The sequence below is a fragment of the Elizabethkingia occulta genome, from assembly GCF_002023715.1.
In the GTDB taxonomy this organism is placed as follows: domain Bacteria; phylum Bacteroidota; class Bacteroidia; order Flavobacteriales; family Weeksellaceae; genus Elizabethkingia; species Elizabethkingia occulta.
The window spans coordinates 91,822-108,287 of the sequence record NZ_MAHX01000005.1 but is presented as its reverse complement, the minus strand read 5'-3'; the positions used below and the strand labels follow the sequence as shown (position 1 = coordinate 108,287).

General features: G+C 35.6%; 13 protein-coding genes. All 13 read left to right on the top strand.

Annotated features, from left to right (window positions below; all coding sequences use genetic code 11):
* The first annotated feature begins 161 nt into the window (after window positions 1-161).
* The 13 genes from BAZ10_RS18870 (at window position 162) to BAZ10_RS02605 (ending at window position 16,381) form a co-directional block, all read left to right on the top strand.
* The gene (locus tag BAZ10_RS18870) at window positions 162-368 is read left to right on the top strand and encodes a hypothetical protein (RefSeq protein ID WP_078796529.1); all 207 of its coding nucleotides are present in this window, start codon (window positions 162-164) and stop codon (window positions 366-368) included.
* 313 nt (window positions 369-681) lie between these two features.
* Entirely contained in the window at window positions 682-930 is a 249-nt protein-coding gene (locus tag BAZ10_RS02660) for a hypothetical protein (protein ID WP_245803727.1), read from the top strand.
* Window positions 931-1,151: 221 nt separating this feature from the next.
* A complete protein-coding gene (locus BAZ10_RS02655; RefSeq protein ID WP_078770733.1) occupies window positions 1,152-2,156 on the top strand; it encodes an isoaspartyl peptidase/L-asparaginase family protein in 1,005 nt (334 codons plus the stop codon).
* A gap of 4 nt (window positions 2,157-2,160) precedes the next feature.
* Complete coding sequence (locus BAZ10_RS02650) at window positions 2,161-2,991, top strand: cyanophycinase (protein WP_245803726.1); 831 nt, start codon at window positions 2,161-2,163, stop codon at window positions 2,989-2,991.
* 140 nt (window positions 2,992-3,131) lie between these two features.
* Window positions 3,132-5,918 (top strand): SusC/RagA family TonB-linked outer membrane protein, encoded by a 2,787-nt coding sequence (locus tag BAZ10_RS02645; RefSeq protein ID WP_078770731.1) that lies wholly within the window; start codon window positions 3,132-3,134, stop codon window positions 5,916-5,918.
* Window positions 5,919-5,929: 11 nt separating this feature from the next.
* Window positions 5,930-7,279: a RagB/SusD family nutrient uptake outer membrane protein gene (locus BAZ10_RS02640; RefSeq protein WP_078770730.1), complete on the top strand. Its 1,350-nt coding sequence runs from the start codon at window positions 5,930-5,932 to the stop codon at window positions 7,277-7,279.
* 271 nt (window positions 7,280-7,550) lie between these two features.
* The gene (gene thrA / locus BAZ10_RS02635) at window positions 7,551-10,001 is read left to right on the top strand and encodes a bifunctional aspartate kinase/homoserine dehydrogenase I (protein ID WP_078770729.1); all 2,451 of its coding nucleotides are present in this window, start codon (window positions 7,551-7,553) and stop codon (window positions 9,999-10,001) included.
* Between the two features lie 113 nt (window positions 10,002-10,114).
* Window positions 10,115-11,041 carry a homoserine kinase gene (locus BAZ10_RS02630; RefSeq protein ID WP_078770728.1) on the top strand — a complete coding sequence of 309 codons (927 nt, stop codon included), beginning with the start codon at window positions 10,115-10,117 and terminating at the stop codon, window positions 11,039-11,041.
* 18 nt (window positions 11,042-11,059) lie between these two features.
* On the top strand, window positions 11,060-12,349 hold the full coding sequence (gene thrC / locus BAZ10_RS02625) for a threonine synthase (protein ID WP_078770727.1): 1,290 nt from the start codon (window positions 11,060-11,062) through the stop codon (window positions 12,347-12,349).
* Between the two features lie 265 nt (window positions 12,350-12,614).
* The gene (locus BAZ10_RS02620; RefSeq protein ID WP_078770939.1) at window positions 12,615-13,013 is read left to right on the top strand and encodes a hypothetical protein; all 399 of its coding nucleotides are present in this window, start codon (window positions 12,615-12,617) and stop codon (window positions 13,011-13,013) included.
* A gap of 20 nt (window positions 13,014-13,033) precedes the next feature.
* Window positions 13,034-14,212: an acetyl-CoA C-acyltransferase gene (locus BAZ10_RS02615; RefSeq protein WP_078770726.1), complete on the top strand. Its 1,179-nt coding sequence runs from the start codon at window positions 13,034-13,036 to the stop codon at window positions 14,210-14,212.
* 24 nt (window positions 14,213-14,236) lie between these two features.
* Window positions 14,237-15,694 (top strand): MFS transporter, encoded by a 1,458-nt coding sequence (locus BAZ10_RS02610; protein ID WP_034867047.1) that lies wholly within the window; start codon window positions 14,237-14,239, stop codon window positions 15,692-15,694.
* 267 nt (window positions 15,695-15,961) lie between these two features.
* Window positions 15,962-16,381: a nucleoside-diphosphate kinase gene (locus BAZ10_RS02605; RefSeq protein WP_009088489.1), complete on the top strand. Its 420-nt coding sequence runs from the start codon at window positions 15,962-15,964 to the stop codon at window positions 16,379-16,381.
* Window positions 16,382-16,466 lie beyond the last annotated feature (85 nt).

The following is a 16,466-nucleotide window of genomic DNA, read 5'->3' as shown; positions in this document are numbered from 1 at the left end:
CCATCATGATGATTTTTGCTGCATGTCAGCGTAATCTTCATAAAAATTGACTATTAGGTTAAACAGATTTTTTACAAACTTAATTTAACACAGATTAAAGCTTTAAAAACAACATTTAAAAGTATGATCATTATTTAATAAAATCATTAATAATATTTATCATGAAGAGAGCACTACTTTTATTTCTTACAAGCATATTAATACTTTCCTGTAAGGACATTATGGATGACAACTCTATAAATCAGCAAAAACCAATAGCAAATGCTGAATTGGTTACACTTAAATCGGATATTACAGTTGAAAGAATAAGGGATCTTAATTTATTTGGTGGTGATATGATCCTATCTCCTTGCAATAAAAATCACTAGAAGAAAATGATAACTTATCATACTATGATGGTATACTTGGGATAATGCTGGTGCCAATACCAACGTTGAATGGAAATAATAAATTGCCACCTAGGAATTCGATATTATATAGATATCTACAAAACTATTTAATTATCCTATCGATTTAAGTTATATAAGAGCATATTAATGAAAGTTATATCTAAAGTGAAAGAATGGCCATTATTTAATATTTAATCAAAATTGCTATGAAAAAACAACAGTCAATTTCATTTATGGTGATTGTCACAATATTCTTGATTTCAAAGACAAAATAGTCCTCAAAAATAATGCAATGAATGATAAAAATTTCAGATTGGGAGAGGTGGTCTTCTTGATAGATAGAGTTGGAGGGTTTCAATCCAGAGGCACAAGACCATATTTGGTGGATAAAGGTATGCTTTCAATAAGCTGGACTTGGGCATCGCCCCAGTTATCCGGAGATTGGCTGGCTTTTGAGGTGAGCAAAGACAAGCTTATACTTCAAAAAGGCTATGGAAATAACAATTTCAATTACATTATGACACTTACAAGAACTGATTAAAAAAATACTATAATATTTTTAATTTCTATACTTAGACTATAAAAACCAAAATGAGGCTATTTAAATAAAATAATAGTCTCATTTATTATTTTATTAGATAAATATTTTTGGAAATCATTTTTTGTAACTATATTTATTTCACCACAAACAAGTAATGCATATAAAGACATGTTCTATTTGAATTAATAGAATTATTTATAAACATAACTTAAACTATACTAATGAAAAAAGTTACATTACTATTTGTGTGTTGTCTTTCACTGCTTTCTCATGCACAAAAAAGATACATTGTCGTCATTCATGGCGGAGCCGGTACTATTCTGAAAAAAGATATGCCACCTGAACTAGAACAACAATACAAAGAAAAAATAAAAGAAGCTTTATATAAAGCTTATGAAAAACTGCAACAAGGAAGAACTGCTGTAGAAGCTGTAGAATCTGCAATTGTAATTTTGGAAGATAGTCCGCTTTTTAATGCAGGCAAAGGTGCTGTTTTTACTAATGATGGTAGGAACGAACTCGATGCTTCCATCATGTATGGCAAAGATAAAACAGCCGGTGCTGTAGCTGGAGTTACTACTATTAAAAATCCTATAAAAGCAGCCATAGCTGTTATGCAGAAATCTGAGCATGTTATGTTAATGGGAAAAGGAGCTGAACAATTTGCAAAAACTCAGAAATTAGAAATTGTAAATCCAAAATACTTTTGGACAAAACACAGATGGGATGCTCTTCAGAAAGTCAAAAAGGCAGAGTTAAAAGTAAATCAGCCCAATGCTTCTAATCAACAATATCCTGTCCATTACCAGATTGACAAGAAGTTTGGAACAGTAGGCTGTGTTGCATTAGATAAGGATGGTAATCTGGCAGCCGGAACCTCAACAGGAGGAATGACCAATAAAAGATATGGAAGAGTAGGAGATTCACCCATTATTGGAGCCGGAACCTACGCTGACAAGAATATAGGTGTATCAGGAACAGGATGGGGTGAATTTTACATCCGAACAGCAGCAGCCAGAACTGTAGCCGCCAAGTATGAATATCAGAATAAAGATGTAAAGACTGCTATACAGGAAGTAATGTCTGAAATTGAAAATATGGGTGGAGACGGTGGCCTAATTGCTTTGGACATGAATGGAAATATGGCAATGATCTTTAATACCGAAGGCATGTATAGAGGTGCCATAACCAATAAAGGTGAAATCGAAGTAGAAATTTATAAATAAGTACATGATGAAAAATACATTTATTTTAATCTTAATTCTCATTTATGGATTAGTACCAGCCCAGACATCAAAAGGTAAACTGTTTATAATTGGAGGCGGAGACAGCCCTGATTTTCTCATTGACAGAATGGTAAAAGAAGCCGGATTAAAAAAAGGAGAGTATGTAGCCATTTTTCCACAAGCTAGTGCTATTCCGGATTCTTCATTTATTTATACTTCTGAAGATTTTGAAAAAAGAATCCTGAAACCTCTTAACTATTATTTTACTAAAGGCGAAAAACTTTCAAAACCCAGACTAGATTCTCTCAAGAAAGCTAAACTAATTTTCATTAGTGGTGGCGATCAGACTAAATTTATGGAACTAATCAATTCTTACCCGGAAGTAAAGAACATAATAAAAGAATCTTATTTCAATGGGAATATGATTGCAGGAACCAGTGCCGGAGCTGCTGTAATGAGTGAGATTATGATTACCGGAAATCAACTCAGGCATAAAGAATACAATAGTACTTTCGATAATATAGAAACTAATAATGTCGAAACCCAAAAAGGACTTGGCTTTATTAATTCTGCTGTTATAGACCAGCATTTCATTATAAGAAGCAGATACAACAGATTGCTATCTCTTGTTATAGACAATCCCAAATTAAAAGGAATTGGTATAGATGAATCTACGGCCATACTTGTAAAAAATGGAGAAGCAGAAGTTGTAGGAAAAGCTCAGGTAATTGTTTTTAAAAACCCTAAACAATCCAAATCCAGCCTGAAAGATAAACTGGGTGCAAAAGCTATTGTATTGGACATTTATCTGAACGGAGAAAGATTTAAATTATAATATCTGCTCTATACTAATTTAATAACCTCTTCTGCTATTGCTAAGGGGATATTATTTACATGAAAAACAGTTTTGATACTTATTTCGCAGCCATTATCTGGCTGTATATATACTAATCAACACAATAAAAACCACTTGATATGAAAGTAAATTACAAAGTATTTACTGCATCATTATTTTTTATAGGAACGTGTGTCTATGGTCAGAAAAAAGATACCCTACTTAAAGAAAAGAAAATTGATGAAGTAATAGTTGTCGGCTATGGAAAGTCAACCAAATCCAGAATGACAGATAATGTTGCTAAGATAAGCACAGAATCTATTAAAGAAATTCCTAATGCCAACTTCCAAAATGCACTTGTAGGAAAAGCTGCTGGCGTACAAATTAGCCAGATCAATGGCAAGTTGGAAGCCGGATTCAATGTCAACATCCGCGGATCTGCAAGTATAGGTGCAGGTACTGGTCCGCTATATGTAATAGACGGAATCCCAATGATTAACCGTGATGAATCTACAAACGCTGCTCCTGTTAATCCATTGGTGACACTAAGTGCCTCGGAAATTGAATCTGTAGAAATACTGAAAGATGCCTCTTCTGCTGCTATATACGGTGCCCGGGGGAGCAATGGAGTAGTGCTGATTACTACTAAAACCGGAAAGAAAGGAAAACCAAAGCTCAATTTTAATGTTTCTCAGGGATTTAGCAGTCCTACCAATAAAGTGAGATTCTTAAATGCAAAAGAGTATGTAGAATTATTGCTGGAAGCTGGAAGAAATGTAAATGATGAAGATTTTGTAATCCGCAGATTCAACAGATATTCTAATAATACGGACTGGAGAAACAGAGCTATAGATACCAATTGGCAGAAATATATTTTCCGGCAAGGCTCTGTACGGGATGCTGATTTCTCTGTTTCGGGTGGAGATGATAATTATAACTATATGTTCACCGCATCCAACAATGACAGCAAAGGTATTATCCGAGGAAATGATTTGGGAAGGAATACTGCAAGGCTTAATGTAAGTGCTAAGGTTACTGATAAATTAAAATTAGCCATGAATTTAGGCTTTTCCAGGACAGATATAGAAAGAGTTGCAAATGACAATGAATTTACCACCCCTATGCAGGCTGTAGCACAAGCTCCTATATCACCTGCTTTTATTGATGGAGAGCCCTTTGCCGGAACAACCTATGCAAACTTTCTACTGGAAGATAAATATGCCAGTTATAATACTTTAGTAAAAAGGATAACAGGTAAATTATCCGCAGAATATAAAATACTGAAAAACTTAGCTTTTAACTCAGATTTAGGCTACGACTATTATAATCAGAAGGAGAAGAACTACAGAGGAAGAAAAGCACCACAGATGTCTACAGATGGTTATGCTTATAATTCCCGAGTAGATACCGAAAACTTAGTTTTCACCAATTACTTTTCCTATAATCTAAAGTTTGATTCCAACAATATTAGTGTAGTAGCAGGTACAGAATACAATAAAAACAGAAGAGAATTCGGAAGTGTAACAGGTATAAGATTCCCTTCGGATGATTTTCAGAATATAAATAGTGCAGGGGAGATTACCGAAGGAAAAGGCGAAGCTAGTGAATATACATTTTTTTCTTATTTTGCCAGAGTAAATTATGACTACAAAGGCAAATATTTATTAAAAGGCTCTATACGCAGAGATGGCTCATCCAGATTTGGGCAGTCAAATCGATATGGGACATTTCCAGCTTTCTCCGCCGGATGGATAATTTCCAAAGAAAGTTTTTTGTCGGAATCCAATACTTTTTCCTTGCTAAAACTAAGAGCAAGCTGGGGAAAAACCGGAAATGCTGAAATAGGAGATTTTGCAGCAAGAGACCAGTGGCAAGCCACTAAATATAAACAAATCCCCGGGATAGAGCCCTTCCAACCTGCTAATGCAGATTTGACCTGGGAAAAATCTACCCAGACAGATATCGGTGTAGATTTTGGCTTATTCAACAACAGAATTTCAGGAGAACTGGATTATTACAATAAAAAGACAAGCGGTCTATTATTCCAGCAGAATATTCCTTACACATCAGGATATGCCAGTATATACAGAAATGTTGGAGATATGAATAACAAAGGCTTTGAAGTAGTACTAAATACCCAAAATTTCAGAAAAGAAAATTTCACATGGAGCACCAGCTTTAATATTGCCAGAAACGATAATAAGATAACAGCATTACCAGACAATAATGCTGATCAGATTATAGGAAATACCATACTAAGAGTTGGTGAGAGATTAACCTCTTTCTATTTGGCAGAATATGCTGGCGTAGATCCGGCCAATGGAGATGCGTTGTATTACAAAAATATACTAAAACCAGATGGTACATTAGACAAATCTACTACCAATCAATACAGTCAGGCCAACAGAATTGTTGTTGGTACTTTTACTCCTGTATGGATAGGAGGTCTTACCAATACCCTGGAATATAAAAATTTTGATTTATCCTTCACTTTATACGGAGAATTTGGAGCAAGTATGTACAATTCCGGTGGAAAATTCATGTCCACAGCCGGCAGCTGGTTCGATAATCAAACTGCTGATCAGATGAATAGATGGAAAAAGCCTGGTGATATTACCAATGTACCTCAGGCCAGATTAGGTGAAGAAAATGGGACTCAGGAATCTACCAGATATCTTGAAAAGAGAGATTTTATAAGATTAAGAAATTTTAGTCTCGGCTATACATTCGATAAAAACTTAGTAAAATCGCTAGGTGTCAATAAGCTGAGAATCTATTTGTCAGCAATCAACCTTCTGACATTTACAAAATACAAAGGTTATGATCCTGAAGCTTTAGCAGATACAGGAAGAGGTGGAGGTGGTGCAACCTTTTATTCGGCTCCGCCAGCCAGAACATTTACCTTCGGTCTTAATGTTAACTTCTAAAACAATTAAAAATGAAAAGTATTAAATATATTATTTTAGGCTTGTTCGGGTTATTATTTTTCATCTCTTGCAATAGAGAGCTAGATATCAATCCTGAACAAAGTATAACAACTGAAAAGGCTGTATCTACACCGGAAAATATAAACAATATACTGATAGGTGCATATGCCAATACTGGTAAGTCGGATCTATTCGGTGGCAACTTGCAAATGTATGCTGACTTGCTGGGGGACTCAGGTTATTTGTCATGGTTTGGGACTTATCCTGATCTTCGTACTATTTATAGTAAGAATATAATATCCGATAATGTTTATGTAAGAGATTCATGGCGTACTGCATACAAAGTTATATTCGGGACTAATTTGATCCTTGACAATTTGAATATAATAACTATTGAAAACGATAGAAAAAGGATAGAGGGCGAAGCTAAATTTCTACGGGCTATAAACTATTTTGAATTGGTGCGTTACTATGGTAAAGCATATATAGAAGGAATCAACAATACCCAACTTGGTGTACCCTTGATTCTCTCAGGAAAAATTAATTATAACGGAAACTTATCCGTTCCCAGAAGTACAGTAGAAGAAATATACACTCAGGTTATAAAGGATCTTACAGATGCCATTACAGTAATACCTGTAAATAATTCTTATTACGCCGATGTTTATTCGGCAAAAGCATTACTTGCAAGAGTATACTTACAAAAAGGAGATTATAAGAAAGCCCGGGATATGGCTCATGATATTATCACTAATAGTGGAAAAAGCCTAATACCCAATTACAAAGATATATTCAACACCTCTGAAAATACTCCGGAAGATCTGTTTGCCATACAAGTAACTTCCCAATCCGGGATCAATGATCTTATAACGTTTTATGCATCTGAAGCCAATGGTGGACGTGGCGGAGATATTGCTCTGAAAGATGATTTCCTTAATTTATTCGAGGCAAATGATATAAGAGGCTCATTTTATTATCTCAATCCTTACGATGACAAACTTACCAGTAAATACACAAACAGATTTGGAAATCTCCATGTAATAAGACTTGCCGAAATATATCTGATAAGAGCCGAATCTAATTTCAGAGAAAACACTTCCTTAGGAGCTGTTCCTTTAGATGATATTAATACCATAAGAAACAGAGCCAAAGCCACAATATTAAGCTCAGTATCATTAGATGATATTCTGATGGAGAGAAGAAAAGAATTAGCTTTTGAAGGTTTTCTTTTGCATGATATAAAAAGAACTAAAGGTTCTGTAGGCTCCTTACAGTGGAATAGTGATAAATTAGTTTTCCCAATACCTGTAAGAGAAATGCAGGTGAATCCAAAACTCATTCAGAACCCCGGATATAACTAATATTGAGCTATATACTGAAAAATTAAAAACATTAAATTTTCATTTTTTTCAGATAAATATTTTGTGGAATCATTTTTTGTCTATACTTTTATACTGTTTTTAGAGAACAAATGAGAGTAAATACTATTATTACATCCACTTCCACAACGACAATTATTCAATTGCCGCAGAAGGGTTGTATTAGTATTTGACGACAAAAAATATAAATTACACAAGGCCTTTCTGAGATTCAGAAAGGCTTTTTTTATTCCTGATAACCATAGATATTGATATGAAAGTTTTAAAATTTGGAGGTACTTCAGTCGGAAGTACAGAAGCCGTAAAAAATCTCAGGCTTATTGTTGAAAGAGAAAAGGAAAATGATAAACCTTTGTTTGTCGTATGTTCAGCATTCTCAGGAATTACCAATTCTTTACTGGAAGCAACTGAAGAAGCATTACACAACCGGGACTATCAAAGTATTCTGGATGGTATAGAGCAGCGTCATTATGACATGATAAAAGAAACGCTGCCTGTATCCGTTCAAAATCCTTTACTTATGCTCGTTAAAGGCAATTTTAATATTCTGGAAGATTTACTTTCCAGTGTTGCACATTTAGGTGAGCTTTCCGACAGAACAAAAGCAAAAATTGTTTCACTAGGCGAACAGCTATCCTGTCCAATTATAGCTGCCTACCTAAATACCTCCATGCCTGCAGAATTTAAAGATGCAAGAGACTTAATCAATACCAATTCCAACTATCTGAAAGCTGAAGTTAATTTTGATGCAACCAATCGGAATATTCAGCAATGGGCACAAAATTTGGAAAACAAAGTGTATGTTGTCACTGGTTTTATAGCTACTGATAAAGATAAAATAACAACTACTCTGGGAAGAGGAGGTTCAGATTATACTGCGGCTATTCTTGGTGCAGCACTCAATGTTCAGGAGGTACAGATATGGACGGATGTCAATGGTTTTATGACCGCCGATCCGAGACTTGTAAGAAATGCTTATTCTCTTGAGTACTTAAGCTATCAGGAAGCTATGGAACTTTCATATTTTGGAGCAAAAGTAATTTACCCGCCTTCATTAGTTCCTGTAATTTCTAAAGAAATTCCGATATGGATTAAGAATACTTTCGAGCCAGAACATCCGGGCACTATGATTCATGTAGAAAGAGAAGCTCAGGATAAAGCATTGATTACAGGAATATCCTCTATCAATAATGTGGCACTCATAAATGTTGTAGGTACCATGATCCGACTAAAAGGCTTCAGTGCCAGATTATTTGGTACTTTATCCCGTCATGATATTAATATCATCCTGATTACACAGGCTAGTTCTGAACATAGTATTTCATTCGTAGTTGCATCAGAAGATGTTGCTAAAGCTCGATTGGCAATAGAAGACGAGTTCCATTCTGAAATTACTACTGAGAAACTACAGCATCCGGAAATAGACACCAATATCAGTATTGTAGCTATTGTTGGGGAACGTATGAAGAAGACAAAAGGTATTAGTGGTAAATTATTCAGTACCCTTGGAAAGAATAGCATCAATATTATAGCAATCGCACAAGGTTCTTCCGAACTTAATATATCTACAGTTATTTCTAAAGATGATCTTACAAAAGCACTGAACGTTATTCACGATGCATTTTTACTCTCTCCGGTTAAGACCTACCATGTCTTTTGTGCAGGTACAGGGAACATCGGTCAGGAATTCCTGGGACAAATTTGTCAGGAAACAGATAATCTGATCGAGAAGCATAAAATAGAGATTAAAGTACTGGGAATAGCCAATACCCGAAAAATGCTTTTAGCGAATGGTAGCCCTGTTAATATTGCCGGATGGAAAGACCAACTTGAAGAAAAAGGATTGCAAGCCGATTTAAAAACATTTATACAGGAAGTAAAAAAATACGAATTACCCAATACCGTATTTATAGATAATACTTCCAGCAAGTTTGTGGTAGAAGAATACGAAAACCTTTTTAGGAATAATATCTCGGTAGTTACCTGTAACAAGATTAGTAATTCTGAAAGCTATGCTCAGTATCTAAATCTGAAACATCTGGCCGCTAAAAATGGTGTTAGTTTTTTGTATGAAACCAATGTGGGAGCTGGGTTGCCTATTATAAAAACACTCAATGATTTGGTAATAAGCGGAGATGAGGTTGTAAAAATAGAAGCTATACTTTCCGGAACTATATCTTATATCTTCAATAATTATACAGGAGATAGGACTTTTGAAGAGGTTGTAAGAGAAGCTCAGGAGCTAGGCTATACAGAACCTGACCCAAGAGATGATCTGAATGGGCTGGACTTTTCCAGAAAAATGCTGATTCTGGCCAGAGAAAATGGATTGCCATTGGAGCTTTCTGATGTCAACATCAGTAGTTTTCTTCCGGAGGCTTGTCTGAAAGCAGATTCTGTAGAAGACTTTTATAAAGAACTTAAAAACAGCGAACCTCATTTTGCATCATACAAGGAGCAAGCTGCAAAGGAGAATAAAAAACTAAGGTTAATTGGTATTTTGGAAAACAATGAAATTAAAGTTGAAGTAATGCTGGTCGACAATACACATCCGTTCTTCAATCTTTCTGGTAGTGACAATATCATATCATTTACAACTGCCAGATACCAGAATACCCCTTTAGTAGTTAAAGGTCCGGGAGCCGGAGCTTCGGTTACAGCGGCTGGCGTTTTCGCAGATTTAGTAAGAGTTACCACATTATAACCATATAGAAAATATAACAAAATACTCTACATAGGAAATAAGAAAATATAGATGAAACCTGGACAGTAGAAAATCTATATCCTTATGTGGTTTAAATAAAATAAACTATTCAAATGAAAAAAATAAAATGTTATGCCCCTGCAACAGTAGCCAATGTAGTATGTGGTTACGATGTATTAGGCTTTGCTATAGATAATCCGGGAGATGAAGTTGTTGTATCATTCAACAACAGTAATAAAACGCTAATTACAAAAATAGAAGGTGACCAGGGAAAGTTACCGCTTGATGCCGAAAAAAATGTGGTTGGACATGTGGTGAATCTGTTTTTAGAAAAGATAGACTCCAATCAGGGTGTTGATATAGAATTATACAAAAAGATGCCTCTGAATAGCGGTTTAGGTTCTAGTGCTGCCAGTAGTGTAGGAGCATTAGTAGCTGTAAACGAATTATTTGACAATCCATTATCCCGACAGGAACTTCTGCCTTTGGCTATGGAAGGAGAGCGGCTTGCTTCCGGAAATGCTCATGCAGACAATGTTGCTCCATCTTTATTAGGTGGTTTGGTTCTTATTCGCAGTTATGAACCTTTGGATGTTGTCAAACTTCCTACTGAAATGGATCTGCATGTTGTATCTGTACATCCGCATGTAGATGTACCAACAGGAGAAGCCAGAAAAATTATCCGTCAGCAGGTTCCATTGAAGAAAGCTGTGGAGCAGTGGGGGAATGTAGCTGGTCTTGTGGCGGGTTTTTGTACAAATGATACTGATCTTATCGGTCGCAGCATGAAAGATGTAATTATAGAGCCGATCCGCTCTATGCTGATTCCTTATTTTGCTGAAATGAAGCAGACAGCACTTAATCATAATGCAATTGGATTTGGAATTTCAGGTTCTGGGCCTTCTGTATTTGCTTTATGTAAAAATAAAGATGAAGCCGAAAAAATTGCTATCGAACTTCACAAGCTACTTTCAGCTCAGAATATAAGTTGTGAATCTTTAGTTACTAAAATCAATAATGAAGGAGCAGTAATACTATAACCACCAAACTAAATAACAATGAAATATTATTCCACAAGAGGAAAACACAGTGTCAATATACAACAAGCCGTACTCAATGGCTTAGCAGATGATGGCGGGCTCTATATGCCGGCATATATCCCGCAATTACCTGCATCTTTTTTTGAAAATATTGAGAATAAATCTTTGCCGGAAATTGGCTTTGAAGTAGCAAAGTTATTTTTAGAAGATTCTGTTCCGGATGAGGTTTTAAAGGAAATGATCGATGAGGTTCTCAACTTTGATATTCCAGTAGTGCCGGTTCATCATAACATTTACAGTTTAGAGCTTTTCCATGGTCCTACGTTAGCATTTAAAGATGTGGGGGCAAGGTTTATGGCGCGACTGATGTCCTATTATGCAGATGGAAACGCTATGAAGGTAATTGCAGCAACTTCCGGAGATACGGGTAGTGCTGTTGCAGCAGGCTTCTACAATGTACCAGGAATTAATGTCTATATTCTGTATCCTAAAGGTAAAGTAAGTCCCTTGCAGGAAAAGCAGCTTACAACATGGGGAGGCAATATAAAAGCATTGGAAATCGAGGGAACTTTCGACGATTGTCAGGCGCTTGCCAAACAACTTTTAGCCGATGAAGAATTACAGGAACATCAGGTAACTTCTGCCAATAGTATTAATATTGCAAGGCTTATCCCACAGAGCTTTTACTATTTCTGGGCTTATGCACAACTAAAAAAAGAGAATAAAAAGATTGTCTTTAGTGTACCAAGCGGAAACTTCGGGAATCTTACAGCGGGACTACTCGCTTATAAAATGGGATTGCCGGTGGATCGCTTTATCGCTTCTACCAATATCAACAATGTTGTACCTCAGTATCTAGAGAGTGGCACATACGAAGCCAGACCATCTCTTTCTACTGTCAGCAACGCTATGGATGTAGGAAATCCAAGCAATTTTGAAAGAATGAAAGATTTGTTTCAGGAAGATGTTGCTAAATTCAGAAAGATTATATCTGGCTATTACTTTACCGATGAAGAGACAAAAGCTACAGTTCAGAAAGTATATAAAGAATCTGGTTATCTTTTGGATCCGCACGGCGCTGTTGCCTATCTTGGATTAGTACAATACCAAAAAGAACAACAGGAAGATTTTAATGGTATTTTACTAGAAACTGCTCATCCTGCAAAATTTATAGAAACTGTGGAAGAAAGCATTTTGGAAAAGATTGAGGTTCCGGAAAAGCTTTTAGCTTTTGGAAAAAAGGAAAAAGTAGCAACACTGTTCCCCGTAGATTTTCAGCAGATAAAAGCATTTATAAAACATAATTAAAATAAAGAGATTACTACTTCCAAAGACACAAACTAAAAATGAATCATTTTTCTGTAGCATAACCATTCAGTAGTATGATGAATATATTTGGTGTCTTTGTATAAACTCTGATTCATTCAAAATAAAATTTAAGTTTAATTTATCTACCACGGAAAGCATTGTGCAATAGCGCAATGCTTTCTTTATACCACACCATTTAATGCCGACAGAAACACTATACCTTACAAATAAGTATTTTTTGTATTTTAGTGGGATAAATTTAGCTATGAAGAATGTGCCTTTAGTAGGTTGTTTATTAGTATTTGCAGGTAGTTTTCTTCCCTTAGTTCATATCCCTCTCGTAGGCAACTGGGGTTACTGGAAGTTGGATCACACCATGGCCATTATGGTATGGTCTGTATCATCTGTTGCACTTGCAAGTATAATATTCAATAAAGTAAAATTTACCCGCATTCTGGCTATAATTTTATTATGCCTCTTCGCTATCACATTATTTGCTATAAAAGCCAAATCACTGAACTTTTTCAGCTTTATTCCTTTTAAAGGGCTTCAAAACACCATGGCAGGAATTGTAAAATTGTCATGGGGATGGCTTTTTGAATTCTCAGGAGCCTTACTAATGCTTTTAGCGAAAAACAACAAGATAGAAAATCAAAATTTATAAACCCTAAAAATAAAATAGTAATGAAAGAAGTATTCATCGTATCTGCAGTAAGAACTCCTATGGGAAGTTTTATGGGGAGCCTTTCAGGTGTTCCTGCTACTCAGTTGGGAGCAGTAGCCATAAAAGGTGCTTTAGATAAAATAAATTTAAATCCTGCAGAAATTCAGGATGTTTACATGGGAAATGTATTACAGGCTGGAGAAGGACAAGCGCCTGCAAAACAGGCTGCATTAGGAGCAGGTCTTCCGAATACTACACCAACTACAGCAGTAAACAAAGTTTGTGCATCTGGTATGAAAGCGGTTATGATGGCAGCACAGTCCATTAAGGCTGGAGATGTTGAAGCTATCGTAGCAGGAGGTATGGAAAATATGTCTCAGGTTCCTCATTATATCGACGGAAGAAATGGTGTAAAACTAGGAGATATCAAATTACAGGATGGTCTTCTGAAAGATGGTCTTACCGACGTATACAGCAAACAACACATGGGAAACTGTGCTGAACTGTGTGCTAAAGAATACAATATTACCCGCGAAGAACAGGATGCATTTGCTATTCAGTCTTATGAGCGTTCTGCAAAAGCCTGGTCAGAAGGAAAATTCAAAGAGGAAGTTGTTCCTGTTAGTATTCCACAAAGAAAAGGAGAGCCTATAATCTTCGCCGAAGATGAAGAATATAAAAATGTGAAATTCGACAGAATTCCTACATTGCCAACTGTATTCCAAAAAGAAAACGGTACTGTTACAGCGGCTAATGCTTCTACATTAAATGACGGAGCTTCAGCTTTAGTATTGATGTCCAAAGAAAAAATGGAAAGCCTGGGACTAAAGCCATTGGCAAAAATAGTTTCTTATGCAGATGCTGCGCAGGCTCCTGAATGGTTTACTACAGCTCCGGCAAAAGCTTTACCAATAGCATTAGAGAAAGCTAACTTAACAGTTAATGATATCGACTTCTTCGAGTTTAACGAAGCGTTTTCCGTTGTTGGGCTGGCTAACAATAAAATCTTAGGTCTGGATGCTGCTAAAGTAAACGTAAACGGTGGAGCAGTAGCACTAGGTCATCCACTAGGAAGTTCAGGTTCAAGAATTATTGTAACCCTTATCAATGTACTTAAACAAAACAATGCTAAGTATGGAGCTGCTGCTATTTGCAATGGTGGAGGCGGAGCATCTGCTATTGTTATAGAGAACATCTAAAATTATCAAATTATAAACTATTCCATGATAACAGAGAATACCAAAAACAACAAAAAGGTAATGAAGGCCTGGGCCTTCTATGATTGGGCAAATTCAGTATATTCATTAGTTATAACATCAACTATTTTTCCTATTTATTATGCTATTCTTACAACAGCATATGAGAAAAATGAATATGTTGCAGCCAGTCATAAGTGGATAAAAGTTCCGGTAAGGAATACCATTAAACTTTTTGGCAACGAATATCATCCGGATGCTGTTTACGGCTATTCTCTTACCATATCATTTCTGATCGTGGTATTGTTATCACCTATTTTGTCCGCATTAGCAGATACTATAGGGAATAAAAAATCTTTCCTCCAGTTCTTCTGTTATCTGGGCGCTACTTCTTGTATGGGATTAGCATTGTTTACCAGTATGCACACTGTTTTCCTTGGATTATTATTCAGTATTACAGCCAGTGTAGGTTTCTGGGGAAGTTTGGTATTTTATAATTCATTTTTACCGGATATTGCAACACCTGATCAGCAGGATGCACTTTCCGCTAAAGGATATATCTATGGCTATATAGGTTCTGTAATCCTTGTTGTAATCTGTTTATTACTGATCATGGTAGTAGCACAGACACCAAAACAGGCAATGATACTTACACGTATTAGTTTCCTTCTAACAGGAGCATGGTGGTTTGGTTTCTCCCAATACACTTTTAAGCATCTTCCAAAATTCGGAAAACTAACTGACAAGCTGCCAAAAGATATAGTATTACTTAATATCAAAAACTTCTTCAAAACCCATAAGGATAATGGAGGTTACGCACATGTTGTAAAGGAAAATATTCTTTTCTATAAGGAGATTACAAAAGAAAGTTTCAGAGAATTGTTCAGAGCAGGGAACAAACTGTTCACAACGCCCAACCTGAAATACTTCCTTATAAGTTTCTTCTTTTATAGTGTAGGAATGCAGACAATCTTCTTAATGGCAACATTATTTGGTAAAAGTGAAATTAATCTTTCTCAGGAAAAATTAATCCTTACTCTTATTGTCATCCAGATTGAAGCAATTATAGGAGCTATATTCTTCTCATGGCTGTCCAGAAAAATAGGAAACAAGAATGTAATCAGTATTGCTGTTATATTATGGATGGTGGCATGTTTATCTGCTTATTACCTGAACAAAGAAAATCCTAATGTAGAATATCAGTTCTATGGCGTTGCCGGAATTGTAGGGCTTGTAATGGGTGGTCTGCAGGCCATGTCCCGTTCTACATTCAGTAAACTACTGCCACAGGATAGTATGGAGAATACAACTTACTTTAGTTTTTATGATGTACTGGAAAAAGTGGCGATCATTTTAGGTACTTTTATATTTGCTACGCTTATAGAAAAGTACAATAATATGAGATTTGCAGCTCTTTCTATGACAATCTTCTTTGGAATTGGGTTAATATTTATCCGTTTTCTGAAGCTAAAAACAAAGAAATAAGAAAAATATAAAGATTAAATAATAAGAGAGAGCCTTTAAAAGGCTCTTTTTTAATGCCTTATAAAAACAAAAACCCTGGCCGAAGCCAGGGTAAAAACTAATAACCATGAAAACTCAAATTAAACATGAGAATCGAGTACAAATTAACAAAATTTGTGCCAATAAAAAAATAATTTTCAAAAAATTTATTATTCTTTCCCTAACAGAATTTTATTCGCCAAAAAATAAATGATTTTTGTATTTTTGCCCTGTAAAATTTAATACACAATGTCAGGACAAATTACCTTTACGATGATTAAGCCGGATGCAGTAGCAGACGGTCACATCGGAGCAATTTTAGGAAAAATTACAGAAGCAGGATTTAAGATCAAAGCAATGAAGTTAACTCAACTTACTGTTGCTGATGCCAAAAAATTCTATGAAGTACACGCAGAAAGACCTTTTTACGGAGAATTAGTAGACTTCATGTCTTCTGGGCCTATCGTTGCTGCTGTTCTTGAAAAAGAAAACGCTGTAGAAGACTTCAGAAAACTTATCGGTGCTACAAACCCTGCTGAAGCTGCTGAAGGAACAATCAGAAAAATGTTTGCAAGATCAGTTGGTGAAAATGCAGTACACGGATCAGATTCTGATGAGAATGCTTTAATAGAAGCTTCTTTCCATTTTGCTGGAAGAGAAATTTTCTAATTAATTTCTTTCAGAAAAAATAAAATAACGATCTCATTATGAGGTCGTTTTTTTTTATTTCTTTATTTTTTTATCGTTTATTTTT